This is a genomic window from Schlesneria sphaerica (assembly GCF_044336245.1).
Lineage (GTDB): Bacteria > Planctomycetota > Planctomycetia > Planctomycetales > Planctomycetaceae > Schlesneria > Schlesneria sphaerica.
Window position 1 is genome coordinate 129391 of the sequence record NZ_CP172346.1, and the last position, 26933, is coordinate 156323.

The 26933-nt window shown below is 55.9% G+C and carries 17 protein-coding genes and 1 tRNA gene; 11 read left to right on the forward strand and 7 right to left on the reverse strand.

The annotated features are described in order from the left end of the window. Positions 1-260: 260 nt before the first annotated feature. Entirely contained in the window at positions 261-1604 is a 1344-nt protein-coding gene (locus ACGY09_RS00415; protein WP_397570057.1) for an MFS transporter, read from the reverse strand. Between the two features lie 119 nt (positions 1605-1723). Between ACGY09_RS00415 and ACGY09_RS00420 the strand changes: the two genes are divergently transcribed. From ACGY09_RS00420 to ACGY09_RS00445, 6 genes are all read left to right on the forward strand, one after another. Beyond that, complete coding sequence (locus tag ACGY09_RS00420) at positions 1724-2881, forward strand: M24 family metallopeptidase (protein WP_397570058.1); 1158 nt, start codon at positions 1724-1726, stop codon at positions 2879-2881. A gap of 328 nt (positions 2882-3209) precedes the next feature. Further along, a complete protein-coding gene (locus ACGY09_RS00425) occupies positions 3210-4550 on the forward strand; it encodes an FG-GAP repeat domain-containing protein (protein WP_397570059.1) in 1341 nt (446 codons plus the stop codon). A gap of 187 nt (positions 4551-4737) precedes the next feature. Then, the gene (locus ACGY09_RS00430; RefSeq protein ID WP_373652057.1) at positions 4738-5322 is read left to right on the forward strand and encodes an NfeD family protein; all 585 of its coding nucleotides are present in this window, start codon (positions 4738-4740) and stop codon (positions 5320-5322) included. 268 nt (positions 5323-5590) lie between these two features. Then, positions 5591-6595, forward strand: coding sequence for a flotillin-like protein FloA (floA, locus tag ACGY09_RS00435; protein WP_373652056.1), 1005 nt, complete (start codon positions 5591-5593; stop codon positions 6593-6595). Between the two features lie 109 nt (positions 6596-6704). Next, positions 6705-7346: a hypothetical protein gene (locus ACGY09_RS00440; RefSeq protein ID WP_373652055.1), complete on the forward strand. Its 642-nt coding sequence runs from the start codon at positions 6705-6707 to the stop codon at positions 7344-7346. A gap of 82 nt (positions 7347-7428) precedes the next feature. Beyond that, entirely contained in the window at positions 7429-8556 is a 1128-nt protein-coding gene (locus ACGY09_RS00445; protein WP_373652054.1) for a glycosyltransferase family 4 protein, read from the forward strand. Between the two features lie 17 nt (positions 8557-8573). On the opposite strand, the gene ACGY09_RS00450 is transcribed toward ACGY09_RS00445, so the two are convergent. Then, positions 8574-9347, reverse strand: coding sequence for a 5'-methylthioadenosine nucleosidase (locus ACGY09_RS00450; RefSeq protein ID WP_397570060.1), 774 nt, complete (start codon positions 9345-9347; stop codon positions 8574-8576). A gap of 330 nt (positions 9348-9677) precedes the next feature. Between ACGY09_RS00450 and ACGY09_RS00455 the strand changes: the two genes are divergently transcribed. The 4 genes from ACGY09_RS00455 (at position 9678) to ACGY09_RS00470 (ending at position 17714) form a co-directional block, all read left to right on the forward strand. After that, complete coding sequence (locus ACGY09_RS00455; protein ID WP_373652053.1) at positions 9678-9857, forward strand: hypothetical protein; 180 nt, start codon at positions 9678-9680, stop codon at positions 9855-9857. Positions 9858-12254: 2397 nt separating this feature from the next. Beyond that, on the forward strand, positions 12255-13193 hold the full coding sequence (locus tag ACGY09_RS00460; protein WP_397570061.1) for a hypothetical protein: 939 nt from the start codon (positions 12255-12257) through the stop codon (positions 13191-13193). Positions 13194-13825: 632 nt separating this feature from the next. Continuing rightward, the gene (locus ACGY09_RS00465) at positions 13826-16627 is read left to right on the forward strand and encodes a protein kinase (RefSeq protein WP_397570062.1); all 2802 of its coding nucleotides are present in this window, start codon (positions 13826-13828) and stop codon (positions 16625-16627) included. A gap of 415 nt (positions 16628-17042) precedes the next feature. Further along, positions 17043-17714 (forward strand): hypothetical protein, encoded by a 672-nt coding sequence (locus ACGY09_RS00470; RefSeq protein WP_397570063.1) that lies wholly within the window; start codon positions 17043-17045, stop codon positions 17712-17714. Positions 17715-17876: 162 nt separating this feature from the next. Here ACGY09_RS00470 and ACGY09_RS00475 read toward each other — a convergent pair. Beyond that, positions 17877-17950: transfer RNA gene (locus ACGY09_RS00475), tRNA-Met, on the reverse strand. Between the two features lie 178 nt (positions 17951-18128). Then, a complete protein-coding gene (locus ACGY09_RS00480; RefSeq protein WP_397570064.1) occupies positions 18129-19322 on the reverse strand; it encodes a tetratricopeptide repeat protein in 1194 nt (397 codons plus the stop codon). 432 nt (positions 19323-19754) lie between these two features. Between ACGY09_RS00480 and ACGY09_RS00485 the strand changes: the two genes are divergently transcribed. After that, a complete protein-coding gene (locus tag ACGY09_RS00485) occupies positions 19755-23015 on the forward strand; it encodes a tetratricopeptide repeat protein (RefSeq protein WP_397570065.1) in 3261 nt (1086 codons plus the stop codon). 401 nt (positions 23016-23416) lie between these two features. Here the strand turns inward: ACGY09_RS00485 and ACGY09_RS00490 are convergent, their stop codons facing one another. The 3 genes from ACGY09_RS00490 to mch all read right to left on the reverse strand — a co-directional run bounded on the left by ACGY09_RS00490 (position 23417) and on the right by mch (position 26660). Continuing rightward, a complete protein-coding gene (locus ACGY09_RS00490; protein WP_373652047.1) occupies positions 23417-24355 on the reverse strand; it encodes an MBL fold metallo-hydrolase in 939 nt (312 codons plus the stop codon). A 268-nt stretch (positions 24356-24623) separates the two neighbouring features. Beyond that, the gene (locus ACGY09_RS00495) at positions 24624-25595 is read right to left on the reverse strand and encodes a RimK family alpha-L-glutamate ligase (RefSeq protein ID WP_397570066.1); all 972 of its coding nucleotides are present in this window, start codon (positions 25593-25595) and stop codon (positions 24624-24626) included. Positions 25596-25706: 111 nt separating this feature from the next. Next, positions 25707-26660: a methenyltetrahydromethanopterin cyclohydrolase gene (mch, locus tag ACGY09_RS00500; protein ID WP_397570067.1), complete on the reverse strand. Its 954-nt coding sequence runs from the start codon at positions 26658-26660 to the stop codon at positions 25707-25709. Positions 26661-26933 lie beyond the last annotated feature (273 nt).

Consider the following 26933-nt stretch of genomic DNA (forward strand, 5'->3'; position numbering starts at 1 on the left):
GCAGCGTTGCGAGAACTTGTGTGCCAAGCTATCAACCCGACTTATACCACTCACATCAGTCCCCTGACGCAACGCAGTACCTGCAAGTACGAGTCAGATCGGTCACTCAGATGGCGATGGCAGTGGCCCAAGAGCCGGGGATGGTTGTTGCTGGAGTCGCCTGTGGCGGATACTTCATCGGTCATCGCCCCCGGTCAGCACAAGGTCTTACAACCGGGGCTTTGCCTTACTGTTCACGGTTTGTGTGACGACCGTCTTGTTCAGATGACGACTTCCGGTGCAGTGACATCCGGGGCGTGGACGCTGATCCGCTCTGCATTTGGATCAATATCGATCCACAACCACAGAATGGCGCCAATTCCGCAAGAACAGCATGCGACTGCAATGGCTGCGTTCCAACTGAAGTTGCTGGCAATGACTGGTGTCAGATATGGAGCCGTCAGTCCACCAGCGTTGCCAATCGTATTCAGGAAAGCGCCAGCGAGTCCTCCGTTGCGGGGTTCGAGTTGCGGTGCTGCGGTCCAGAAGATCCCTTCAACGAGTCCCAGTGACCCGAGCGCGAACGCGAAATACCAGACAACTTGCGTCGGATCTGCGATGGAGAGTCCCTTCCAGGCGAGCAGTGCACTCAGACTCATTCCGAGCATTGCGATACCACGGCAACCCCACCGCCGGCCCACTTTTCGTCCCAAAAAGTCTGTACCGATGCCACCAATCACCATTCCCACCGCCATTGCCAGATGAACCGTCATGGTCGCGTTGCGGCAGTCTTCGACCGGCAGATTCAATGTCTTTTCGAAGTAAGCCCCGAGCCAGTAGAAGAAGAGGTACATGAAGTAGCTGAGCGCGGCGTAGCTCAACGTCAGCAGTACCAGGTTGCGATTACGAAACAGATCGAGGAATTCGCGCCACGTCGAGCGCGTTTGGGGGGCCGGTTGATCGGCCAGCTGAACCATGCCACGCTCGGCGGAATTGGTCCAAGGGTGATCGATGACGCTGTCACTGGAAAGGGCCAGCCAGGCGAGCGAGTACGCAATCATGGCAACGCCGCAAATGACAAATGCTCGCGGCCAGTCGAAGTGATCCATCAATTTGCCGAAGACGGGGAAACAGACAGCGATCCCGATCAGTGCTCCAGCCGTGACCAGCCCGTTTGCAGTGGTCCGACTGGAGAGGGGGAGCCACAGGGAAACACTTCGAGCGGCAGCGGGGTGCAGCGGCACACTCATCCCTCCCGCAATGCCGCGAATCATCAGCAGCGGAACGAGCATGCCTGCGATGGGGATGCCGGTCCAGCCGAGAGCCCCCGTTAGTGCGACGCAGGTCCCCATCCCCAATCCCATACCTGCGAGGGCCCAGCGAGGACCGAGACGGTCAATGATCCAGCCCCCTGGCAGCATACTGAGGGTGTAGACCAGCAGAAAAGCAGAATAGACCAGGCCCATCTGCTCCATGTCGAGCCCGCCGGGCTTGATGAAACGCTCGGTCCCCGCGACCGAAATGCTGACGCGGTTGAAGTGCCCTAGAAACGTGAAGCCCATCAGCATTGCCACGATCAACCAGCGGATTTTTGTGGCTTGCGGTTCGGCGGAATCAGATGACATCGGCGGCAACCAAACAAGAGTGTCAGGGCACATCCATCAACGAGTTGTTATCTTATTGTCGGATAGGGATCATCGCGACATATCAAGTCTGTTTTATCAATGAAAACTCAAGGAAAGTCATGTCGAAGCTGGATTTCTCGACCCAAGATTTCGAATTCCGAAGAAAACGTGTCCGCGAAGCAATGGCCTCAGCCGGGCTCGACTGGCTTGTGGTCATCCATCCGGTCTCGATTCACTGGCTGACGGGATCTGATGCGAAGAGCTATCAGGAATTTCAGTGCCTCCTGATTTCTGCCGAACCGGGTGACATTATCGTGCTCACTCGCGAGGGGGAACGGAGTGAATTTCTCGACGACGCGCTCGTCGATCAGATCTGGACGTTCGGGATGCCAGAACCCGAGGATCCCATTCTGCTGTTTGAAAAAGTGGCGAATTCGTTGGGATTGAAGCGGGCACGGGTGGGGATGGAAGTGCCCGCTTATTACCTGCATCCGCACCACTACGTTCGTATGAAGCAGTTCCTGGGGGAGGCCCAGGTCGCGGAACCAACGAACCTGATCCACGACCTCAAACTGGTGAAGTCCGAGACCGAATTGAAGTACATCCGCGAGGCAAGCCGGATTGCCGACATCGCGATGGATGCCTTTGTGAAGGCGTTGCGGGAAGGGGTGACGGAACTGCAACTGGCAGGTACCGTCTATCAGGCGCTGTTTCAGAACCACAGTGGCATGGCCGCCAGCCCGATCAATCTTGTCTCAGGGCCGCGTGCTGGATTCAGTCACGGAGCACCAACGGATCGTGTGTTGCGGCGAGGTGACACGGGCAGCATCGAGTACGGTGCCATGTTCAAGCGGTACACGTCGACGATTGGAAGGCAATTCTGTCTCGGAACGCCCTCTCCGCGGGCGCAAGAGCTTTACGATGTCGTCCGTCGAGCATCGGACGCGTGTATCGCCGAGATTCGCCACGGGGTTCCTGCGGTCGTTCCACACCTGGCCGCAAAACGGGTCATCGATGACGCGGGTCTGGGGAGGGGACGCGTGCATACGACCGGGTACGGCCTGGCCCCGGGCTTCCCCCCGACATGGGGAGAACCACTGCACATGCTGGGTGATAGTACTTACACGCTGCAAGCGGGAATGGTGATCACGGTCGAACCTCCGGTATTCATCGGTGACGAATTCCTGGGGGCTCGGATCATCGACAACGTGCTCGTAACGCAGAATGGAGCCGAACTGTTATCGCGCTTCTCCCGGGATCTGATCGTCATCGATTGAGGTGTGTCGCAGGAAACGATCCGCGTTACAGGAAACGATGTGAAGTGTGGAAGCGGGTGCCCGGAGCGGCAACGTGCACCGCTTCCCTGGCGGGAGGCGAGCGGGTTTCAAACAGCGGAACGGATTTGTATGTTATCGATTGCGATTCGCTCAGTCCCCTGAGAGATCGAACACGAGCAATCGACGGGGGATCATCGATTTTTGCGGGCGAGCAGGGAACCGCTTATCAGGCTAACCCTGAATGGTGGTACTGTCCGCGCGTCTGTGATTCCTGGCCGCTCGTGACTGAGAAGCGTTCCATGGTTCCGAATTGGGAAGATCGTCGACTATGAAAATCACTCCCCTGGCCTGTCTACTTGCTGTGGTATGCGGATCTTTCAGCGTCGTGAACGCGGAAGAGTATGTACTCCATTCGTTCCAGAAGTTGCTTCTGAACGATCAGTTCTGGGGGGAAGGGGCCAATGTCGGTGACTTCAATCACGATGGGAAGCTCGACGTCGTCAGCGGGCCGTACTGGTATGCAGCGCCTGATTTCAAGGAACGACGGGAAATCTACCCGGCGAAGCAGACCTTCAAACTGCAAAAGGCCGATGGAACAGTCGTCGACGTGCCGGGGTTTGAAGGGGCGCTGGGAAAGAACAATGCCTACTCGGACAACTTCTTCACGTTTACCCATGATTTCAATGGCGATGGTTGGACGGACGTCCTGGTCTACGGATTCCCCGGAGCGGAAGCGACCTGGTACGAGAATCCGAAAGGGGAAAGCCGGCACTGGACGCCTCATGTGGTCTTCAAAACCGTGGATAACGAATCTCCCCAGTGGCTTGATATCGACGGGGATGGCAAGCCAGAAATCCTGAGCGGTGCGACGCTTCCCGTGGAAGGGGATCAGAAAGGGTTTGTGGGCTACACGACCGTCGACTGGTCAGATCCCACCAAGCCGTGGACGTTCCACAAGATTTCGAAACCGGGGAACTGGCAACGCTTCACACACGGTCTCGGTGCGGGAGACATCAACGGGGACGGACGGACTGATGTGTTCGTCGCGAACGGCTGGTGGGAACAGCCCGCTTCGCTTGCGGGTGATCCGGAATGGGTTTTCCACCCGGTCGCTTTCGGTGGCGGGGGAGCTCAGATGTACGCTTACGATGTGAATGGCGATGGCTTGAACGATGTCATCACCAGCTTGCAGGCCCACGGCTACGGACTCGCCTGGTTCGAGCAATATCAGGAAGATGGCGAGATCAAGTTCCGCGAGCATCTGATTATGGGGCATGAACCGACTCAAAACCCCTACGGTCTGAAGTTCTCGCAGGTGCACGCACTGGACCTCGTCGACATGGACGGGGATGGACTGAAAGATATCGTGACAGGAAAACGGTTCTGGGCTCACGGTCCAGCCGGTGACGCCGAGCCAGAAGCCCCGGCGGTGGTTTACTGGTTCAAGCTGGTCCGTCCCTCGGTCGGACAAGTTTCCTGGGTTCCACAATTTGTCGACGATGATTCGGGTGTGGGGACTCAAGTCCTTGCCACCGATGTCAACGGTGATGGCAAGCCGGATATTGTCGTCGGGAATAAGAAAGGGACCTTTGTCCATTTGCACGAGACAAAACCTGTTTCGAAGGAAGAGTGGGAAAAGGCTCAGCCGAAGGTCTTGTTTGCGAAATGAGCGGCGGAGGTGCTGCGCAGTCGGTGTCGCTTGCCTCAATGACCGGTCGAGCTACACTTCAAACGGGGATTGCCTGAAGAAGTTCGCTGAATAACACCAGGTTGATTGTTGAGGAGGGATCGCTTGATTCCTCGACTGCTCATGTTCCGTCCGGGATGGCTCGCAGTGCTGAGACAGAATTGACCTTATGGATTCTAATGCTTTTTTAGCCGTCGTGCTGTTGATCGTCGGCCTCGCAATCCTCGCTGCGGAAGTCTTCGTCCCCTCTGGCGGACTGCTGGGAGTCGTCACGTTCATCACGCTGGTGATCTCCCTGATCTTCGCCTATCGTGCCTGGGGGACATCAAGTCCGAATCTGTTTGTGGCTTACTGCGCACTGTTGCTCTTGCTTGTTCCGACCGTCATCGGGGTGGGATTTTATATCTTGCCTCAAACTTCATTTGGTCGGCGGGTCTTGCTCGAGGCTCCCACGCCGGAAGAAGTCACGCCGTATCTCGAAGAGTCTGCACATCTGGAGAATCTCGTCGGGCGGTTCGGCATCACAGCCACGCTTCTGAATCCGGGCGGAATTGTGAATGTGTCCGGAGAGCGATTACAGGCGACGTCTGAGGGACTGTCGATCGACAACGGTGTCTCGGTACGAGTGATTGCTGTTGACGGTCGAACTCTGATTGTGCGGCCCGGGGCACCTGAAGAAGTGGCTGCCGAAGAGCTGACAGAACCATTCGACTTATCGAAAGGACTCGATTTTGAATACCCTTCCAGCACTTGATGAAAAAGAGGTTCTGCTTTCTTCATGCAGAGAATTCCTGCCAGCCTGGGAAGCGAAGCCAGTTTCTCGGGGCGATAGACTCCGCTAAGATAAGTTGACCCACGTCCACAATTCTGGCGAGCGTGATTCGACGTCAGAAACGTACGAGCTCCACCCATTATCGACCGATGGCCATGTGGCTGTCGTGCTTGACGGATCCGGGGGGAATCTCGCAGCATGTGCTGATGGTCTGGATCGATTCCTTCAACCCAACTGAATGGGGGCACATATGAGTTCACTGATCACCGTTGGCGTCATCGTGATTATTATTATCGCGCTGATCTTCTTCGCCGTGTTCGCACGATTTATCAGCCTCTGGATCCAGTGCTGGATGACGGGGGCGGATATTTCGCTGACCAATCTGGTGATCATGACGATTCGAAAAGTGAATCCAGGAGCCATCGTTCGGGCAAAGATTATCGCTGTCCAGGCGGGACTGACGGATACCTACCAGATCAGCACCCGTGATCTGGAATCTCACTATCTTGCGGGAGGGAATGTCCCCAACGTGATTCGGGCCCTGGTTGCGGCGAAGAAAGCCAATATCGACCTGGACTGGCAAACGGCTCAGGCGATTGATCTGGCGGGACGTAATATTCTGGAGGCCGTGCGGACCAGCGTTTATCCCAAAGTGATCGACTGTCCGGACATCCGAAAGGGACAATCGACGCTGGATGCTGTCGCGGGGGATGGGATCGTGCTGAAGGCTCGTGCCCGAGTCACGGTCCGTACGAACATTCATCAGCTCATCGGTGGGGCGACCGAAGAAACGATCATTGCACGTGTCGGGCAAGGCATCGTTCAAGCGATTGGTTCCACTCCCTCTTACAAGATGGTTTTGGAAAACCCCGAAATGATCTCACAGACGGTACTCAATCAAGGTCTGGAAAAGCAGACCGCCTTTGAGATCGTCTCGATCGACATTGCGGACATCGATGTCGGCGAGAACATTGGTGCAAGGCTGATGGCAGACCAGGCTGAAGCGGATATGCGAGTTGCACAGGCGAAAGCGGAACAACGCCGAGCCGATTTCACAGCCCGTGAACAGGAAATGGTGGCGCAGGTCCAGGAAAGTCGCTCGAAGGTCGTTCTTGCCGAAGCAGAAGTCCCCGTTGCGATTGCGGAGGGCTTCCGGAAGGGGAGTCTGGGGCTGATGGACTACTATGAATTAAAGAATGTGCAAGCCGACACGCAGATGCGAAGTACCATCGCGGGGACCGGAATCAGTAAATAATGTGTACGGAACATTGCCGGTGTGATATCAGTTCATCCTGGGACCGATCGGACGAGACCAGACCCGATTCCGACCGCGTGATGTTATCGATCGCATTCAGGAATATCGTATGATTTTCGCCGCCGGAAATAACATCGACATCTCGCAGATCATCGGGATGTGCGTGCTGGTGATTTCGTTCCTGAGCTGGTTCGTGAACCTGTTTCCGGGAAAAAATCAGCAGAAAGAGCAGCTGCCGAAGGCACCGCGGCCGCAGCAACGAACCGCTCAAAATGAGATTGAAGTCCTGCTCCAGCAACTGACCGGAGAGAAACCAAAGTCAAAACCACCCCGTCGGGAACAGCCACAGGCATCCCAGGCACCCAAGCCTCCAAAACCACCCCGGGACCGGTCTAAAAATGGCCAGCGCTCAACAAATCAGCGGAATGTTTCCCAGGCACAGCCAAATCCAAAAGGAATTCCGACTCTCTCTTCGGAAATCAGTCAGGGATCGAGCGGCTTCGGACTGGCGACATCGGCCGCGGGGATTGGCGGTCATCCTCACCAGTTGGGTGGTCGCGTCGATGCGGCTGTGAACCGGGATATCAACTCCGCAGTGCAGCATGATCTGGGAAATCAGATTTCTGAAGCACAACCCCGGCAGGCACCGCAGCTTCATCCGCTGGTCAAAGTTTTGCGTGATCCAATCGGAATCCGACAGGCAGTCCTGTTAAATGAGATTCTGCAACGCCCAAAGGGTTTGAAGCGTTGAGCGATATGCGAAGCGAAAGGTGCTTCGCACGTTCTCGACCAACAGCCCTTTTTGGGATTTCGTCCTCCTGAGCACTCTTTCAATGTCAGAAATTGAACCTTCGGTTCTGCTCTTTGCGGGTCCGTTTGCCGTACGCGGCAGTTGTTCTTACTCACTTCGACTCGCCGAACATCTTTCAGCCTACGGACTGCGCAGCACTCTCGCCTGTCCAGATGCAGGACGCGTCGAACCCGAGCGGCGCCGCGAGCTTCAGATTCGGGAGTTCTCCCATCTGCAGTTGCCGCTCTGGGGTTGTGTCGTGGTCCGGATGATGCTTCAGCAACTGAAGCTTGATCCGCCCGATCTGATCCATATCCAGTCCCGCAACGTCGCGCACCACGGCATGTGGCTGGCGCGAGAGCTGAAACGGCCCTTTGTTCTTACAATGCATGACTATTTGCAGCCGTGGGAACGGCTGGCAATTGATCGGCGCTGGTGTCGCCGAATTATTGCTGTCAGCGAATCGGTCAAGCGTGACCTGATGAGGCGGACCGGCCTGCCCGATGATCTGATTACTGTGATTCACAGTGGCGTCGATACGAACGAGCGAAAGAATGAATTGAGTGTACTGGGAACTGACCGCGTCCCTGTTGTCGGTGCTGCCGGGCCACTGGAGGAAGTGAAAGGTTTTCCCTTTTTCCTCAGTGCGGCGGCGCGGGTGCTGGCCCAAGGCCGTGATGTCGAGTTTGTCATCGCCGGGGCGGGACCAGAAGAGTCGAAGCTTCGCCGTCTGGCGCTGGATCTCAAGATCGATTCCCGCGTGACGTTTGTCCCCAACCTGCTGGAATTCGGCGAAGCAATCGCTGCGATGGATGTTTTCTGTCTGCCATCGCTCCAGCAAGGAATCGGGACAATTATGCTCGAGGCGATGGCGCTGGGACGCCCCGTCATCGCGACGCGTGTGGGAGGTGTCGATCGAGTCATTCGGAACGATGAGACTGGTTTTCTCGTTCCTCCGTCGAACAGTACGGAGATGGCGGATCGCATTATGGAATTGCTCGACAGTCCCGACAAAGCCCGATCCATCGGACGAGCAGGACGGCTAGAGGTCGAACGCGAATTCAGCGTCAATCAAATGGTGTCACGGACCGCAGAACTCTACCGGGAAATTCTCGAGAGAAAGGAACCCGTCGTCGAAACGGAAAGTGCCATTATCCAGCATGCGAGGTAGCGCTGGAATGGGCCCGTTCATGGTGACGCGTGCAGTTGCAGGATGACCCCGTCAAGAAAGTTGGCCAGCCGGTCGGCGGCGATCAGGGCCTTTTCACGGAGCTGCCACATATCCTTGTAACTGCCGGGACGTTTCAACAGGGCACCCACCACGGCGCCGAATCGCACCGATCCGGTTTCTCCTACCAGACTCAGAATTTCTTTGGGGAGATCCGACGAGAGGTCATCGCTCACGGCACGCACGGCGAGAAAACGGGTCTTCAGCTCGCGGCACTGCTGGGCGATTCCGTAGGTCTCCATATCGACGGCAATCGCGCCCGTCTTTTCGGCGAGTTCTTGTTTTTCGGCCTTGGTGCGCACCATCTTGTCGACGGTTAACGTTCGACCAACGTAGAGGCCGCGAGCAGGATCTGCTGCGATCCCGATATCAATTCGCAGTGGCTCGTCCTGCAAGTTGACGACTTCGTTGGCCACGACGATTTGTCCAACCTGCATCTGCGGATCAAGTGCTCCACAAAACCCCGTGGAAATGATCCAGCGGGGCTGATGTGCCTCAAGAAGTGCCGCTGTGGCCCGTTTCGCCCGTGCAGACCCCATTCCGGATTCCACCATGGCGATGCGAGTCTCTTTATAAAAACCTCCGCGAAAGGTGAATTTCCCCCCGGTATAAGTTTTCACTTTGGAACACCGACCGAAAAAGTCGCTGAGCTCCATGGGGAGTGCACAGACCAATCCGATTTCGGCCTGTGTCGAATTTGTTTTGACCACCGAATCTGACGTTTTAGCTGTCAATTCAACCTCGCAGGAAGAGTTTTCGTCTTTTGCGTTTCTGGCAGGTGTTTCTTCATCGACAGGAACCCTGCAAAACAGTCTTTAAACGCTCTCGTCAATGTTTTACTCATCGTATCAGCCTCCGCGACCGGTGTCTCAGGTTTGGCTGTCCGTTACTTCGGCTAGATTCGCCGCAAGCATGATTCCCCGCGAATCGGAAGGCCGTCTGATGTCGACAATTTCTGTGCGGAAATGAGGACTGCCACTTTTGCCAAGAGGCAGTCGCGTCACACCGATGGCAGCTCTCATTCCCTGTATCCGACATCTTAGTTCAGCTACGAAAGGAAATGGATGCGAAAGCTGCTGATTCTGACAGCCGTTGCAGCAGTCATGATGACGAGTGTCGAAGTCCACGCGGCCGCTCGACGGGTACGTCCGCAAGTCTCGAGCGCACAGAATCCGTTCACTCGATTGATGGAGTTGGAACGCCGTAAGAACGCCTATTTGAAGCAATTGTTCTTCGGTAAGTAGACCAGTCACATCCGCGCTGACTCGAACAACAAGCGGATCAGCCCCGTGACAGCCAGTGACAGTAGACTTTGAACCGATTTAACCGGAAGTGGAGGTTGCTAAAACAAACTCTGACATCGACGGCCAACGGTAAATTCGACGAGTTGTTACGCTGTTGGCTCTGGTCCCTGCAAATGAATGCCGCGTGGCCCGTCCACGCGGCATTTTTGTTGTACATATCTGATTGACGGACGAGATCATTCAGGACTTCGAGATCCCTGAATTCTTTCGCGCCACCACCCCGCAGAATGGTGGGCTGGCAGCCGGGAGCGTCTCTCTTCAGACGCCGGTAAGGGCATCTCACACGGACGATGCCCTGTCATACCATTGATTTTTCGTTGATTCTCATTGAGGGCGACGTGCACGAGGCTCATTCAACGTTCGCTTACAAAACTGGGCAATCGAGCCCACAGTGAAAGTCTCGTTCCGTGTGACAGCACGGAAAACCAACCGGAAGCGTTGAACCAGTCTCCTCGATCCGTCTCGGCGGGCTTCCCCACTCCGTTCCACGAATTGACTCGTTTCGGGTACAGACCAGATCTGCACATCCGTCGAAATCACGATGTGACATTCGACCCATCAAAGCCGTCTTTGGGCTCTGCGATACGGCGAAGCCATCTCTAACGGTGAGTACGGCTCGCACCGGTGCCCGGTCGAGTCGTACTCACCGGAGTCCCGCGCCTTAGGCCGGAACCGACGACGTGGGTCCTGGCGACTCAAGGGAACTCGAGAATGAATGCCCCGTGCTCAGTTCCGAACATGGAACGTGGTTCTTCGGGACGCCACTCCTTTCGTCGGTGAGTCTTTGCCGGCAGCGATGATCGAGGGCCAACGGGGAATCGGCTCGATGCACCGCTGTCAAAATCACGAACCGACGGAGCGATCGTCATCGCGCGACTGGGGCCGAAGAGAGCCAGATGCGAGCGACGATTTCTGACGAGCTTTTTCTGCACGGATTTGCTCGTGTCTCAATCGTCGCCGCGAGGAAAGCCACTCGATTGAGGGCAATTCGGATTGCGTGATCACTCTGGTGCGAGATGCTTTCGCCCTCCCCCGGTTCACTGAAGAGAGTTTGGGGCACTCCGCTCTCTATGCGGTACCCAAAGCCGGATCGATTGATGCAGTCCACTTGAGCCGTCACGATGCACAAAGAGAGGCACAAAGAACAGGCCCACGCTGCAGCGTTGACTGTATAGCGGGTTCCTCATTGTCGTCTCCTGGCGTGAATTCCGTGGGGATGACCGGACCCAGCGGCGCTGTCCAGGACAGAGGTATCTTGAGATACGGACTCTAACGTGGTCATCGAATGAAAACACGCATGCCAGCTTCGCGGGAAGCCGGCATGCGTGCTGAAGGTCGTTCTTGGTTCGAGCTGCGGCTGGCCGTGCGGCTGGCCCTCGATGTCTTCCAAAGAAACGATCGAGGGGAGTCAGTGACTCCCCTCGACTTTTCGCTTAGATCGTTCCGACTGGTCTCAATCAGATTGCGGCCAGTGGACGAGCTATTCTCAAATCAGTTGCAGCAGGTCGTTGCAGGAGCTGCACAGCTTGGTGCACAAGAGGTGACGGCAGGAGCGCCACAGCTTGGAGCACAAGAGGTAACAGCAGGAGCACCGCAGCTAGGAGCAATGTTGCCGCAGCCGGTGTTGCAGCACGAAGCTCGGTGGAGCTTGAACTTTGGCATGCAGAGCTTTGGCAATCGAATGCGATGACGTGGGCGGCAACCGCAGTTGTTAGCGACTGGACCGCAGGTCGAAGCCACTGGTGCACACGAGACAGCGGGAGCTGCACAGGTAGGAGCACAAGAGGTCACGGCTGGAGCACAAGCGGTAGCAGCAGGAGCTGCACAAGCTGGAGCACAAGCAGGAGCGGCACAGCTAGGAGCAGCCGAAACACAAGCGGCGGGAGCAGCACAGCTGGGAACATCGCAGGTATTACAGCTGTTGTGGTGGTGGAACAGGCCAGCTTGAGCACTGTTCAGACTGGCGAAGGCGGCCAGCGCGGCGGAAATCCAAACAAACTTCATTGCATTCTCCAGGTACATCATGGGGCCGAGGGAACGTGTGAACTGAGTCTAAACCAATCCAAACACCGCGTTTGGTTGTTCGCTCAGTTCGAGGGAGCGATTCGCGTCACACCTATATTTTCGACGATTGTGGGATCTTCCTCTCAACCATTTGGAGATCTTTTCTCGCTCTGGCCCGTATCCACGATCAACATGCCAATAAAACCGACTCTGCGGGCAGGCCACCATTCGCTAGACTGATTTCGGACAATTTCGACCCACATTCTTCAAAGTGAGATTGCATTGAGCTTCGTGTGGCACGTGATCATTTCCATAGGTGTATTGGCCGCATCAATGATGGTTGTGCGAAGCGGAAATGCCATTCGCCAAACGACCTTAGAAACGGCCTGGGGCTGGGCCGTCGCTGCTGTCGTGGCGTGGACCGCGACCTGGTTTACCGTTCAGTGCGCAGGTATCACTTCTGACGCTTTTGCAGATCATGCCTGGTACGCCTGCGCGGTCCTGTCGCTCTGCCCTCCAATGGCGGTTCTGGGATCACGGCGACCGGGAACTCGCGTCTGGATGTGGTTCATTCTGTTCCCCATGCTGATGGCTCTTGCCTGGCCCCTGCTGGCAGTTCGATTGCAAGGATCTGAGCTCAGACAAGTTCAATTAGAGCTTCCTCAACTGCTTGCCTTTTCGTTCGTACTTGTCATGGGGGTGGGAAACTATGTTGGAACCAGGTTCACGTTCGCTGCCCTCCTGTATGGCGCTGCGGTGATCAGCTCTGTGATCTCCATGTCACAAGTGGCACCCTACTGGTTACTCGATCGTCTTCAAGTGAGATTGTGGTGTTCCGCCGCGATGGCTGTGTCGATCGGTTTGAGTCAGCTTTCTCGCCGTCCCACTCACCATTCACGGTTCGATCAGTTATGGGTGGAATTTTTCGATCTGTTCGGAATTGTCTGGGGTCGCCGAATCCAGGATCGAGTGAACCACATTGCTCAAAAGGAATCGTGGCCGGTTCGGCTAGGGTTCGAAGGGTTCGTTCTCGTCGAACCTGTAGCGTCGTCTGACATGGTGCTTCACGAGAGAGGCACACCGACTGGCGGTCCACTTGATCAATTCAGGAGCCGCAGCATTCAAGTGGGGGCGGATCCCGCACTCCTGGAAGCGCGTATTGAGCAGACCTTCCGCTGGCTGCTGCGGCGTTTTGTGGATCCTCCCTGGATCAACAGTCGCCTCGGCGCTGTGGCGACGTCGCTCCCTGCGCGCGAGGAGATCGATTCGTGATGTCATTCTCAATGATTAGTTCCGGTTGATGTCAAATGCAGGCTTGGGGCTCGCACCATCGGGGCGAAGCGAGCGGCAATTAATGATAAAGAATAATTGATAGATGGCCCCACGAGCGGCACTCATGGAACCACAAAATGAAATCCAATCAGGTGTCTCGTTTTTTGGACGATGCTGGCACGGAGTCTGCTCTTAAGTTCGGTTGCCGTCGGCAGGCGTTGGCCCGCTCTTGTCGATAGGTGTTGAAGGCGTCTCAGGTTAATTCCTGAGGCGCCTTCAGCTCTTTGATGAGGCCGACAAACGCGTCTCCCCTTCACCGCTACTGTTGGGCAAACATCTTTCCCATGCCGCTTTCCCCCCAGGAAAATTCCCTCTCGCGAAGTGGCCCCGAATCAGCCCCCTGATTCACTTTGGGTGGCGTCACGACACGCCGATTGGTAGGCTTGGTCAACGCTCGTGACGTGTCTTTATCTCTTGTTCGATAAGTTGCATTCCTTACTTTTTCCTCAGCAGGATCACTGTCTGATTTCAGGAATGTTCGCCACTACTAGTGACGCCGCGTTGTTTGATGTCCGTTCCCAAGATCACGTCTCGTTGGATTTGGTCAAAGTCTTTTTGCCGAATGCACCAAGATGTCTATGCCGCTGAATGTCGATAGCTTCATCGCCGTGCTGAAGAAAAGCGGCCTGGTAGAAATCGAGCGCGTACAGAAGTTCTTGCGGGAAACCAGGTCTTCTACTTCGCACGCAGAGACCCCTGCGCAGGTGGCTGATCGGCTGGTGGCGGGAAATCTCCTGACGCGATGGCAGGCTGACAAGCTGATCCAGGGGAAGCATCGCGGCTATTTCCTCGGCAAATACAAGCTCTTGTCGTTGCTCGGTAAGGGGGGAATGAGCTCCGTCTACATGGCTGAGCATCTGCTGATGCGACGTCGCTGTGCGATCAAAGTATTGCCTGCCAAGCGAGTCGATGACTCGTCCTATCTGGAGCGATTCTACCGCGAGGCACAGGCCGCCGCCTCGCTGGATCACCCGAATATCGTCCGGGCTTATGATGTCGACCACCAAGACGATGGCGACCGACAGATCCACTTTATTGTCATGGAGTATGTTGACGGCACCAGTCTTCAGGACCTGGTTCCCCCTCAAGGGCTGGGCTCTTTCCTGGATGCTGCCGAGTATGCACGCCAGGCGGCTCTGGGGCTTCAGCACGCGCATGAAAATGGGATGGTTCATCGCGATATCAAGCCCGGTAATCTTCTCGTCGATCGAAATGGAACACTGAGGATTCTCGATCTGGGACTGGCGCGGTTTTTTCGCGTCGACGAAGGAAGCGAAGCGCTCACAATTCGACACGATGAGAAAGTCCTCGGGACGGCTGATTACCTGGCACCTGAACAGGCGATTGATAGTCATGGGGTCGATGCCCGAGCAGATTTATACAGTCTCGGATGCACACTGTATTTCATGGTGACCGGACAGCCCCCCTTCAACGAAGGAACGCTCGCGCAGCGACTACTCGCACACCAGGTGAAATCGCCTCCCGCACTCGAGTCACTGCGGCCCGATCTGCCACCGACACTGGCGGCGATCATTCGCAAACTGATGGCGAAGCAACCGGGGAATCGATTTCTCAATGCGGCGGAGACGGAGCTAACCCTTTTCCGTTGGGTCGATGACAACGCCGATCCGGAATGGCGACGACGTCATGCGTCCGTGTACGGCTCGCGCGCACACGACTCGAATATGAACGTCAGGATTCCGTCGGCCAAGACATCCCCGCTTGCCGAGCAGAGGCCACTCTCTGAGCTTGTGACTCCCCTGCCCGTTCTTCCCACAGTGGTCAGTACCTCGCGATCTACGACCGAAGAGCGGACGGGGCGTACCTCAGAGAGCGGTGGCGGACAAGAGTCCGCGCTGGCGGATTTTCTCTCATCGCTTGATCATTCAACGATCAGCGAGGTGAACTCCGATAAGTCAATGCACAAAACAAGTTCACGAGGCCTCCCGACGACTTCGTTCAAAAGTTCTGCGTCATCGATTCAGCCCGCACGATCCGCGACGTCCACAAACTCAGATCCGGCTCCAGCGAGTTTCGATGCCGAAACGCCGATTGCCCCTGTGGAACTGCATTCCAGTTCGGCAAACAATCCGTCTCAACAAAATTCGCGTAGCGCAACAGCGGCCCGGTTCGGTAGGCGAAAGTTTGATTCACTGCTGATTGTCGGATCGCTACTGGGCATATCGGTCCTGGGGGTTTTGTTTTCATACCTGGGGAGTAATGGTGGCGCGGACGTCAGAAAGGACTCATCACCAGCAAAGTCGCTGGAATTTCCCAAGGACAAGCGAGTTGTCCGGGTCGGTGGAAAAGACGCTGATTTTCAGAGCATTCGTGAAGCCCTGATCGCCGTCCGCGAGCGGTACCGGCCGGCCTTGGGAAGTTCTCATCGACTTGTGATCAAGGTCAGCGCTGGCACTTATAATGAACGAATCCACATGGATGGTCGGGCGGGAGTCTGGCCAGAGGGGATCCAAATTGTCGGTGAAGGGAACGTACGACTGGCGCCGTTGGGTGATGAACCCGTGATTCGACTTTCTAACCTCACTCGTTTCACCATTGAGCATGTTGAGGTGGATGCGGATGACAAGAGGGTTGCTATCCAGCTCAGCGACGATCTGCACGAATGCCGATTGACGGATGTGACGGTAGGCGGCTTCGCCGAGGCCGGTATCGACTGCGTCGGAGTTCAGGGGCTCGGTTTCGGCGACGGCCAACTGACTTTCGAACGGCTTCGATTCAATCCTGCCAGTTCGAGTGCAATGGGGATCCGCATCCTCAAATCAAACGAACAAGATGTCAGCAATCTCGTCATTCGCAGTTGCGAGTTTATGCGGGCCCTTGATGCGGCGATTGTCATTCAGGGAGGTTCACCTTATCGGGTCTCCGTCTGTGAATCCATTTTCTACGAGTTGAATGACGGGATTCGGGTCGATGGCGCGCCGGTGCTGCGGGGGATCCGAATCTTCAATAACACGTTCCGTGATATCAACCACGCGATTTGTTTCCGCGACTTGCCTGATGAGCGTTCCTCTGAACTGAGTCTGCGGAGAAATCTTTTTTCAAAGATCCGGAAGTCTGAATGTCAGATTGAGCGAGGATTTGACGAAGCCCGGTTCCGTTCGATGCTGGCCATCAGTCCGCCAGGTATTCAGGATAACTGGTCAGATCGACCCAAACCGACGATGCCCGAATTTGGAGAACTGCCGTTTCTCTTTGAAAATGGGGGCCGCCAAGGGGAACAGATGCTCACTTTCTCTTCGGTCGACCCCGAGCGGTCCAGTTTTCTCGCCCCTGCCCCGAACAGTCCTCAAAAAGACGTTCCCGGAGCGCAAGGTGATGAGAAAAAATGGGTTGGAGCACTAGGTTTGGATTAGGCATCAAAATTGTCTGATCGTTAAACTCAAGCAATCTCCGACCAGGCCGCGTCATTTCCCCGGCGGCACGAAAATTTTTCCTGAAGAATCGGTCCGGGGTCCCGTGCGGGCCCCGCGGCGGGACGATTTGAGGGGTGTCGCAACTCACCGAGGTGGCGCAGGTTACGCTTCGAGCCAAAATTTCTGCCCGAGGGTAGACACCGTCGCAACCAGGTAGCGCCGCTCTAAATGGTTTCCACATTGAGGCTTAAACGCGGTACTTGCCTGAGGTTTCCTCTCCGCCGTACGATACGTTCGACAACGTAATGGCCACCGGTCGTGATGGCTGGTGTGCGAAGTGACCGACACTCGCTTGAAAATCCAAGGGCCGACAAGCGGGCCGGTGTGACGTAGGTGTTGAAGGAACGGGTACAAAATGCCGTCGCGAATTTCAAAATCACATCATCAACAGCGATCCCTGCGAGGAGCGATTCATTCCCGTGGTGCGCGAGCAGTCCGCCCCAATGCCGCCTATCGGCAACGTAGCCGTACTGACCATCTTTCGACTCACTTCAGTGCACCCGAAACCTGGTACGAACCACAGCAGCGTTCAACAATCGAGTTCGTCGAGGAAGCCCCAGGAGCAGGATACTTCCACCCCGTCACTGTCGATGAAATTCGTGAGCGACTCGCCCAGCTTCCTTCAACATTCACAGAGGGAATTGAAGTGGTCCAGTTGAGCGGTATGACTCGAAAACGGCGCCTCTTTCCCTTGTACGGAATGCAGTGGGGACCCAACGTCTATCTTTATCCGGTGGAAGAGAGTCTCGTCGAATCGTACCTCAACCCACCCCGTCCGGATCAGCTTGTTGAGGCACGCATGTTCGGTGCCCAGTGGTCGCAGTCAGGCCATGAGTGGAAACTGACCTGGACACGTGAGACGATTCGAGACTTTTATCTCAACAACGTCCTGATTCACGAAGTGGGGCACGTTAACGACACCCGCAATACGAATTCACACAAGCGGGAACAATATGCCATCTGGTTTGCCACCGAATATGGCTACCGGGCTTCTCGTGGCCGGTCTCGCTTCGGCAAGGCAAAGTAATCGAACCAACTCGGGCCGAAGTGGATGAGGGTCAGAGATCGATTCGCATCGATCTTGCATTGGCCGATTGCAGCAGGGCGACTTCGCGGTTTGCCCCGCCAATGAAAAAACCCCAGCACTTGCTGGGGTCGGTAACCGGTTGCGAGATCGCATTGGGTTAAGTGGCGGGGGCAGGATTTGAACCTACGACCTCGAGGTTATGAGCCTCGCGAGCTACCGGGCTGCTCCACCCCGCGTCAGGGTGTCTTGGCGACAAGCGGAGTATAGCCGTCAGAACTGAGAAGGGAAGTCCACCCTTCTCAGTTTTTTCAACTTCTACTGAGATTGTGGTGAGAACCCGCTGAAATCTCGATGCAAGCGGCAAAGTGGCGTGCGAAGATCCGCTCATTCCGCTCGTGACCGACCAGGTACGATTTATTTAGCGTTCATAATTTCAATTCTTTTCAGCGATTCCCAGGAAAGTTTTTCCCTCTCAGGGATCTCAATCTGAACGGAACTGCGATGCGGGAGTTCAAACTGGGTCTCATCGATCTCTTCTTCCGTCACAAGTTCCTCGGCTTCGTCCAGAAGCTCGGGCAGGTCATCTGCCCCCGAGGCGGGTATGACGATCACGGCTGGCGATTGAGCATGTGCGACGGTGGTGGTAACCGGGGGCTCGATACGAGCCACTGTTCGAGGGCCGGTCGGGGTCTTAGCCAATGCCAAAGCAGATTGTGACGGCAGGATTGCAGGTGCGGGAGGAATATCCGCTGGATCCAGCTGACGAACCTGCGCCACGGCGTTGCTGGTTTGTGGGGCGGGCTGCAACTTCTTCGGTGGCTGAGGCTCGGGGATGGGTTTCAGCCGCACAGGAACATTCGACAGTTCCGGACTGCGAGCGGCGATGACCGGAGGGTCCTGCTTGATTGCTTCGGGGGCAGGTAGCTTGATCGGTGCCGTCTGTTTTGTGGGGTCGACAGGAGCGGCAGCAACCTGAACTGCGGATTCCGCAGCGATTTCAGCCATTCGCATGGATTTATGACCCGCACCTTTGTCCCCCCGGGCAATTTGTACTGCTGCGAGGTTCCGTAACGCATCGTGCTCTGCATTAAACTGTCGGAATGTTGCCAGACTTCCCTCGTCGTCTTCCATCCAGGCTCGCACGACGGCAAGGTTGTATGCTGCAGTGCGGTTCGATGAATCCGCACTGGTCGCCCTTGCGAGGTACTCTTCTGATTTGGCGTATTCTTTCTTCAAGAATGCCAGATGACCAATATCTGCCAGAATCTTCGAATCATCCGGCTTGAGTTCGAGTGCCTTGTTGTAGAAGACTTCGGCCTCGTTGTGCAGATTCATTTTGACGTAGAGCAGTCCAAGCCGGTGAGCGCATTCCGCGTTATCCGGATTGGCTTGATGAATGCGGGTGTACAGTTTTCTTGCTTCGCTCAGATGGCCGCGCGCTTCTTCCCGCTGAGCGACCAGCATCTGCTGGGCCATCGCCTTCTGAGGGTCATGAAGAGCCTCTTGCTGCGGAGCGTCAACCCGCAATGGATGAGTGGCACATCCGTTGCCGAGGAACGGCGCCAGGACCAGCGCGACATTCAACGTCCTTCGGAATAACCGTCTCATGGAATTATCCTGCCACAAACTTTTCAAAGGACTTGTTCTTCCATTTCCGCCTCGAACCGCTGCATCGATCCCGTTCATCCCGGAAAGTCATCGTTGAGCAAGTGTTCGCACTAGCGGAAACAGACCTCACTTGCGGGTGCAATTGCAAGTTCCTCAAAAGTATCGGTTGCAGGGGTCAATTTGCTTGGGTTTACTTTAATGTTTGGTTCGCTTCGGTGGAAAATGCCGTGTGCAGCGCATTTGTCAGCACGGAACGATGGGCAAACTGGACGGACTGACACATCACACATCCGGTCGTGCGGACGTTTTGGCCGATTACAACTGTTTGCCCGGCGCAGGATTGACAGGTATCATCCAGTAAAACTTTCTGAATCCGGCCAGGCACCTTGAGTTTGGCTCATGGCGGTGTGCAACTGATATTGAGGTCAAACAATGATGGTCAATGTCGTGCAACAGATCGACCGGCCCTTCTGCCGTCGTCGTTCATCGATTTACCCCCCTTCCAGGCAGTCGATTTTGAGCACGATCAAATCCTTATGCGTTTCAACGCGTGACCTGGTTCGCGTAGGGCTTCTGCTGAGTGTTTTTTCCCTGGTGATCACGACGGCGGCAGGGCTCGAAGCCGCCGATCCGGGACTTGACGACTACAACGTGGCGGTCGGACTCTACAAACAAAGCCGCTGGAATCAGGCCGCCGATCAATTTCGCAAGTTTCTGAAGAACTACGAAAAGCACGAAAAGGCTAGTCTTGCCCGGCTCTACCTGGGGCGTACCCTGGTCAACTCAAAAGACTTTCGAGCCGCTCGAGACGAGTTTCGCAAATACGTTTCGGAGAATCGCCAGAACGCGAATGTCAGTGAAGCGCGCTATCGTATCGGTGAGTGCAGTTATCTGCTGGATGATTACGCCGCTGCCAAGACCGATCTGGACAGCTTCGTCCGTGATTTTCCAGAGGATCCCCTGCGCGAATACGCCCTGCCCTATCTGGCTGATTCCCAACTTCGAACCAACGACGCCACGGGGGCTCTGAAGACCTTTGAGACGGCGATTGAGAAATTCCCGGCAGGTAGTCTGATTGATGACTGTAAGCTGGGAAAGGCCCGTGCGCTCGACAGCCTTAAGCGACACGACGAGGCTGTCCAGCTCTTTCAGGAGCTCGCGGCGAACAAAGAAGGTGCCCGCGGCGCGGATGCTCAGTTTTACCTGGGGGCAAGTTACTTTGAACGCGAAAAATTTGCAGAGGCCGCCACGGCTTATGCCGCCGTGGGAACGAATTTTCCACAGAGTCACCTCGTCCCCGCTGCTCAACTCAATGCGGGGTATGCTCTGTATCGCTCTGGTCAATTCGCAGAAGCCGTGCAGCAGTTTCAGTCGGCCGCCAAAGACAAGTCGCAGCAGCCGACGGCGGGATATTGGGAAGGCCGCAGCCTCAAGTCTCTGGGTGAATACGAAAAGGCGCTCGAAAGCCTGCGGACGGCGGCGAGCTTCGCCCAAAAACATCCTCTCGCAGAGTCAATCCTGTTTGAGCAGGCATTGTGCGAGCGGTACCTGCAGCATCCCGCTGAGGCCCGTCAATTTTTTGAACAGGTGGTGACGACCTACCCGACCGGGGATCTTGCCGACGACAGCATGCACGCACTGATCGAGATGTCGATCGAGTCGGGGGAGCTTGCCACAGCAGAACAGTTGCTCGCGCGATTCCCCAAAGAGTTTCCTCTAAGTGGTCTGCGTTTGCATATGGAAATGTTGTCGGGCCGACTGGACTTGGCGCGCGGGGGCCAGGGTCTCAAGGAAAAGCTGCCGACCGCGGAAATCAACGCGTTCTATGATGCGGCCAGCCGACGTTTCGAACGTGTGATGAGAGAAAGCACGTTGCCCAAGACGCAGGGGCACGCCCGCTACTACCTCGCGCTGACAAAGCAGCTTCAGGGGAATCAGGATCAAGCACTCGAACTGATCGCACCACTTGTCGAGAAGGCCCTCGCGGATGGCGAGAAAGGTGATTTTTCCGATGCCATCGTCCTGCAGGCGGATAGCCTGTTCCAGCAGCAGAAGTTCGAACCAGCCTTGCAATCCGCAGCGAAGTATCTGGAAATGCTGCCCAAGGGCCGTCAATCGGCCCGAGCCCTTTCTCTTCAAGCTCTCTCTGCAGAACGGAAAGGGGAACCGGACGTCGCGACCCAGGCCTTGGCACGGCTTGAGAAAGACTTTCCGAGTCACCCTCTAACGCTCGTTACGCTTCAGCAAATGGCGGAACTGGCGGAATCGAGGGGCGACTGGGTGACCGCCGGACGGCTATTCGAATCCAGCCTGCAGTTCGAGACCGATCCCGAAAAGAAGGCCTACGCAGTTCGAGGGATCGCTCTTGCACAGTACGAACGGGGTGAGTTTGAAAAAGCTGCAGGCACCTTCGGACGCGTGATCAGTGAATTTCCGAATCACAAGCTTGAGATGGAATGTGCTTACTACCAGGCAGAATCTCTCCGACGTGCGGATCAACTCGAAGCATCTTTAAAGCTGTTTCAAAAGATCTTCGAAAGCGCAGTGCTGGATCAGACACCGGCCACCGGTACCGAACTCGAACCTCCGCTGGAATTCTCGTACAAGGCTGGCCTGCAGGCGGCCCGCATCCTCAGTAAGTTGAATAAACTCGACGAAGCCGATGCCGCGTACGGGGAACTCCTGAAACGGTTTCCTCAACCCGCCGATCTTGATAAGCGACTTGATGAATGGGCCATCTTCAATTATCGCCACGAAAAATTTGAGCGGTCCGATGCGATCTGGCGAAGACTCGTCGCCGAGACTCCGCAAAGCCCCCTGGTCAACAGCGCCCGCCTGAGCCTGGCGGAAAGTGATTTATTCGCCGGGAAGTTTGAAGAAGCACGACAGGCCTTTGAGGAACTGGCAGGAAGTGATCAGAGTACTGCGGATATTAAGGAGCAGGCGCTTTTTCAACTGGTCGTGCTGGCAGTCGACCGACAACGCTGGCCAGACGTTCGGGCAATCGGAAACCGGTTGACGACGGAATTTCCTGCCAGTCCCCATCGATTCTACGTCGCCTACAGTCTGGCAGAATCACTCCTGGCGGGCAGTCGTTCGACGGATGCAGAACTGGTTCAGGCACGTGAGATGCTGACAGCTCTTCAAAAGGAAGAGGCTGAAGAAGTACGGAGCGCGGAATGGTTCGATCGAACATGGGTTCTTCTGGCCGAGGTCAATTATCGCGAGAAGAAATACAACGAACTTGCGGCAATTGTAGAAGACTTCAAAAAGCAGCGACCCGATTCCCGTTTCCTCTATCTGGCAGAAGAGGTGTTGGGACGGAGTTACAAGCAGCAGGCTCCACCGAAGTTCGATGAAGCTCGACAAGCCTTCGAACGGGTGCTGGCAGATGAATCCGCTTTCCGAACCGAGACGGCGGCCAAAGCACAGTTCATGATCGGCGACACTTACTTCCTGCAGGAACAGTGGAACGACGCGTCGATTGCCTATCAAAAGGTCTACAGCAACTACAAGTTTCCTGAATGGCAGGCTGCGGCGCTGCTGAGTGCTGGAAAATGCGATGAGGCGCAGAATGAGTGGAAGCTCGCGGCAGAGACCTACAAACTCCTGATAAAAGAGTTTCCCGAGACTGCCGTGATTGACGAGGCGAAGAAACGGCTCGAAGCAGCACAGAAGCGAGCTGCACCGTAGCGTCGAATCAGGCGGGGTCGCGCCTGGGAATCTCGCAGTGGCCGACGAGACAGCACGGCGGGATCAGGCGATCCCGAGATAGGGATTCAACCTGGCAGATCGAGAGGGAGGCTCTTTTCCCTCCCGTCATCGCCCGCCCGGTAGCGAGAATCCCGCCAATTCCCTTCGCTAACGCCTCTGATTGCTTGTGGGGACGGGGTGACGGGATCTCTGATGCTTTCGCCATTCGTACAGGGCCAAAATAGCTGCGGCATCCGCAAACTCGGGTTCGCTGATGCCGCAGAAAACTGAATGGCGGGGACTGGTGATGCTCATGTGGACAGCCCCCTGATCCTGCGCCGGCGTATCGATGCTCTCGATCCCGACTCGATCGGGAAAGTCGAGTCGAATGGATGGGGCGATCAGGTTTTCCGGGTCAACTCTTTGTAGACATGTTCGATATTCTCAGTCTGTTCGCTGGCCGCTGATCCCGTCCATTCCTTGTACCAGGGCAGATCAATCTTCTTCTTGATCTCATCGAGTGACTTGCCCGCATCGATCCCTTCCTGCACGGCTTGGCGCAGTTCCACAAAGTACCGCCGTTGAGTCTCGATCAGCTTTGCATCGCTCTTGTCACCGTGGCCGGGACAGACCAATTGAACCGGAAGTTTCGCCATCTCGGTGAGAACCGAAATCCAGCTGGATGTGTTACTTTCCCCGGTGTAATTGAACGCTCCATTGACGCAGCTATCTCCTGTGAACAGGATCCCGTGTTTTGGGAGCCAGGCGACCGCATCACCGGCAGTGTGACCATGACCGAAGTGGATCAGTTCAACCCGTTGTTTTGCATCTTCGAGAATCATCTTTTTCGGAAAGTAGACGGACGGGATTCCGTACTTCAACTTGCCGTACTCTTCAGGTTTTGCCTTCTGCTGTTGTTCAAATGACTCGACTCCCCCTTTGACGAACTGCTCGCGAGCCGATTCAGCGGCGATCGCGCTGGCCCCTTCTGCAATGAGGACAGGGTTGCCGTCGGCGTGGTCGCCGTGCCAATGAGTGTCGAAAACATACTTGATCGGCTTGTCGGTGGTCTTGCGAATTTCCTTGATCAGGACTTCAGCCTGATTCGGAAAGCTGGCTTCGATGACCAGTACAAAGTCGTCAAAAATGATCCAGCCCTGGTTGCAGCCGATGAAATCTGGCTTCCATTGAGCCTTTCGAAACCAGACACCGGGGGCGACTTCGGTGACGGTTGTTTCGGTGGGAACAAGCAGGCCCATGGCAAAACTGGAGACGCCAAGTAGCACGCCCGCAGTCAACATTCCGACAAGCAGGACACGTAAACGATGGGGATTCATCATGATTCCTCTACAAACTCGCATGGAAGGGACCCGCGTACGGACTTAGAGAATGGCGAGGACATGTTACGGAAAGCGAGACACTGTCCATAGCGTCCCGAGCGGCGAAAACCCAAGTTTTGCCAGATGGGACATTCACCGCTGTCGATGTGCAGACAGGAGGAAGTTCTGCAGACGAGATGATGGCGTCATCAAGTGCGGATGACGAATGATCTCTTGAATCGATCCTGGCGACGGGCAGTCAACGCCCGCGGGGCTTACTCGGTTGTCTCTATCGGTGCGCAAGCACGGTTAACAATCTCGCGGCCACGTCAATTCCTGTGACTCGGCGAAACGCTTGCCAGCCCGGTACGGCATTGACTTCAATAACGTGGCACTGACCAGTGCGGTCGTACAGCAGGTCGATACCGGCAATGAAGGTTCCAGTGCAGGCTGCCGCACGGACGGCGTAGTCCGCCTCTTGCGATGTGGGCGAATGGACCTGAGCGATCCCCTCGCGTGAGACATTCGTCCGGAAGTCCTTCGCCGAGTAACGTTTCATTCCCCCGATCACGGAGTTATTGAGGACCAGTACGCGGACATCAAAACCTGCGTGATCGATGAACTTCTGCAGATACAGGACGCTGTCCAGACGCATCAGCGTGCGGAACGTGCGGTGAGCGAGATCCGGGTCAGAGACGCGAACGATACCACGACCTTCCGATCCGAAGAGAGGTTTGACCACCACATCGCCGCCGAGCTGGGCGAACGCCGCCATGGCGTCATCTTCGTGCTCACAGACGACCGTGTCTGGCACCGGTAGCCCAGCCTCCTGGACTTTCGCCGTTGTCAGAAACTTGTCGACCGCACACTCGAGCGACTTCGGAGAATTGACGACCTGTGTCCCCGCACGTTCCAGTCGACTTAACAGATCCATTCGAAATACGACCTGCTCCAGCGAGCCCGGCGGCATCGTCCGAACGATGAGGACATCAAAAACACGATCTGGGACTGCATTGACTGGGGTTGAAGGACCGTGCTTCCGTAGGGGTATCCGAAATCCTTCGCCCGATGACGTCGCCTCGCTGATGGGGGTTACGGTGCCCGTTGAACGCAGACCGGAAATACACTGTGATGTTGTCTGGCAACGAGAGACCAGGCGCGTGAAATCGAGACGCTCGCACTGATGTCCCGCGTCGAGTGCTGCGCGTTCCAGATCCCGGTAGTACCAACTCGTTTCGCTCGCGAGAACGCCGATCTGCACCGCAATTCTTTCGGCAAGGGATGACTACGCGACATTCGTCATGAGGGAGGGCAACAAGACTGCGGACGCCACGACATGCGTGATGGGGTCCGCAGTCAGATACGCGTCCAATTAACTGATCCCGAATGACGATCGCAGGACGGCTTCGTTGATTTGTCCCGCGACGTGTACCCGACCGGTGTCGAGATTCTGGAAGACGACTTGCGCGGGGCTGAAGAGCATTGGGTCAATCTTGTAGAAATCTCGTCCTGCGGCTTCGAAAATCTCCAGGAAGGGCTTTCCGTAGACCGGAGACGAGAACGAGGGAACTCGCTGCACAATGTCGGCGATTGAATCGTCGTCACCCATCACCCACAGGGTGACTCGAGCACCGTACAGAATGGCGTCGTTCGTTCGCCCGATTCCTTCCAGGTCATTCTTCGCGACGGGTGGCAGCGGCGCTGTTCCGTAGCCGCTACGCACGCGATTGACGTCGAAACCGAGTTCATGCAGCTTGTGCATTGCCGTTTCGATCGACCGGGCCACCACTTGCAGATTGCCTGCCATGCTGGACGTAGGGGCCACACACAGGACGACATTTTCCGGATCGACATCCGTGGCATTCGCGATGTACTCGAAGACGTCTGCTCCCGGCAGTTTACCCGACTCGAGCACCCCGACGACCTGGTCTGATTCTTCGCGATACCACAGTTTATCGAATAGGGGTTCCTTGGCGGCGACCGCGCGCATGGGACCTGAGCCCATCGCGAAGAATTTACCGACGTTAATTTGCCAGCCTGCATACTGACTGAACAGGCACGCCGCGACCGGAGCATCAGTCTCGACGGCAATGTGAGGCCATCCGATGTCACCGAGCGTGCCCGGCGTCAGCGACACGTCAGCCAGACCGGACATACAAATGGCTGCAAGAGCGATACCGGCCTCGATGCCTCCCTCTGACTCAACGCCGAAGTCAAGCAGCAGCCCATTGTTTTCTACGTCGTGCCGCTGAATCCGGTAATCCTCTGGACTTTCATTGATATCTTCGATCAGTTGCGAGGCCAAGTCGTTCAATTGAAGGTTCATGCAATTGCCATAAAATTTGACGAATGGATCAACGTGTGGAAAGTCCGCAACGGTATTCAATCCACGACGAATGAATTTGACGAGGCGCCAGCGAGATGCCCAGTTTGGTGTCAACGCCGACCGGTTATGAAAATGCTGGCCGTGACGTCGTTTCCGGAAGTGCTCCCTACGAACCCGCATTGTTAACAGGGAATATGCTTATGCGCTACAACGAGGACATGATACCATTTCTGCTCCAGAACGGTGAACGCGCAGCGGTGTGAAAATTAATCC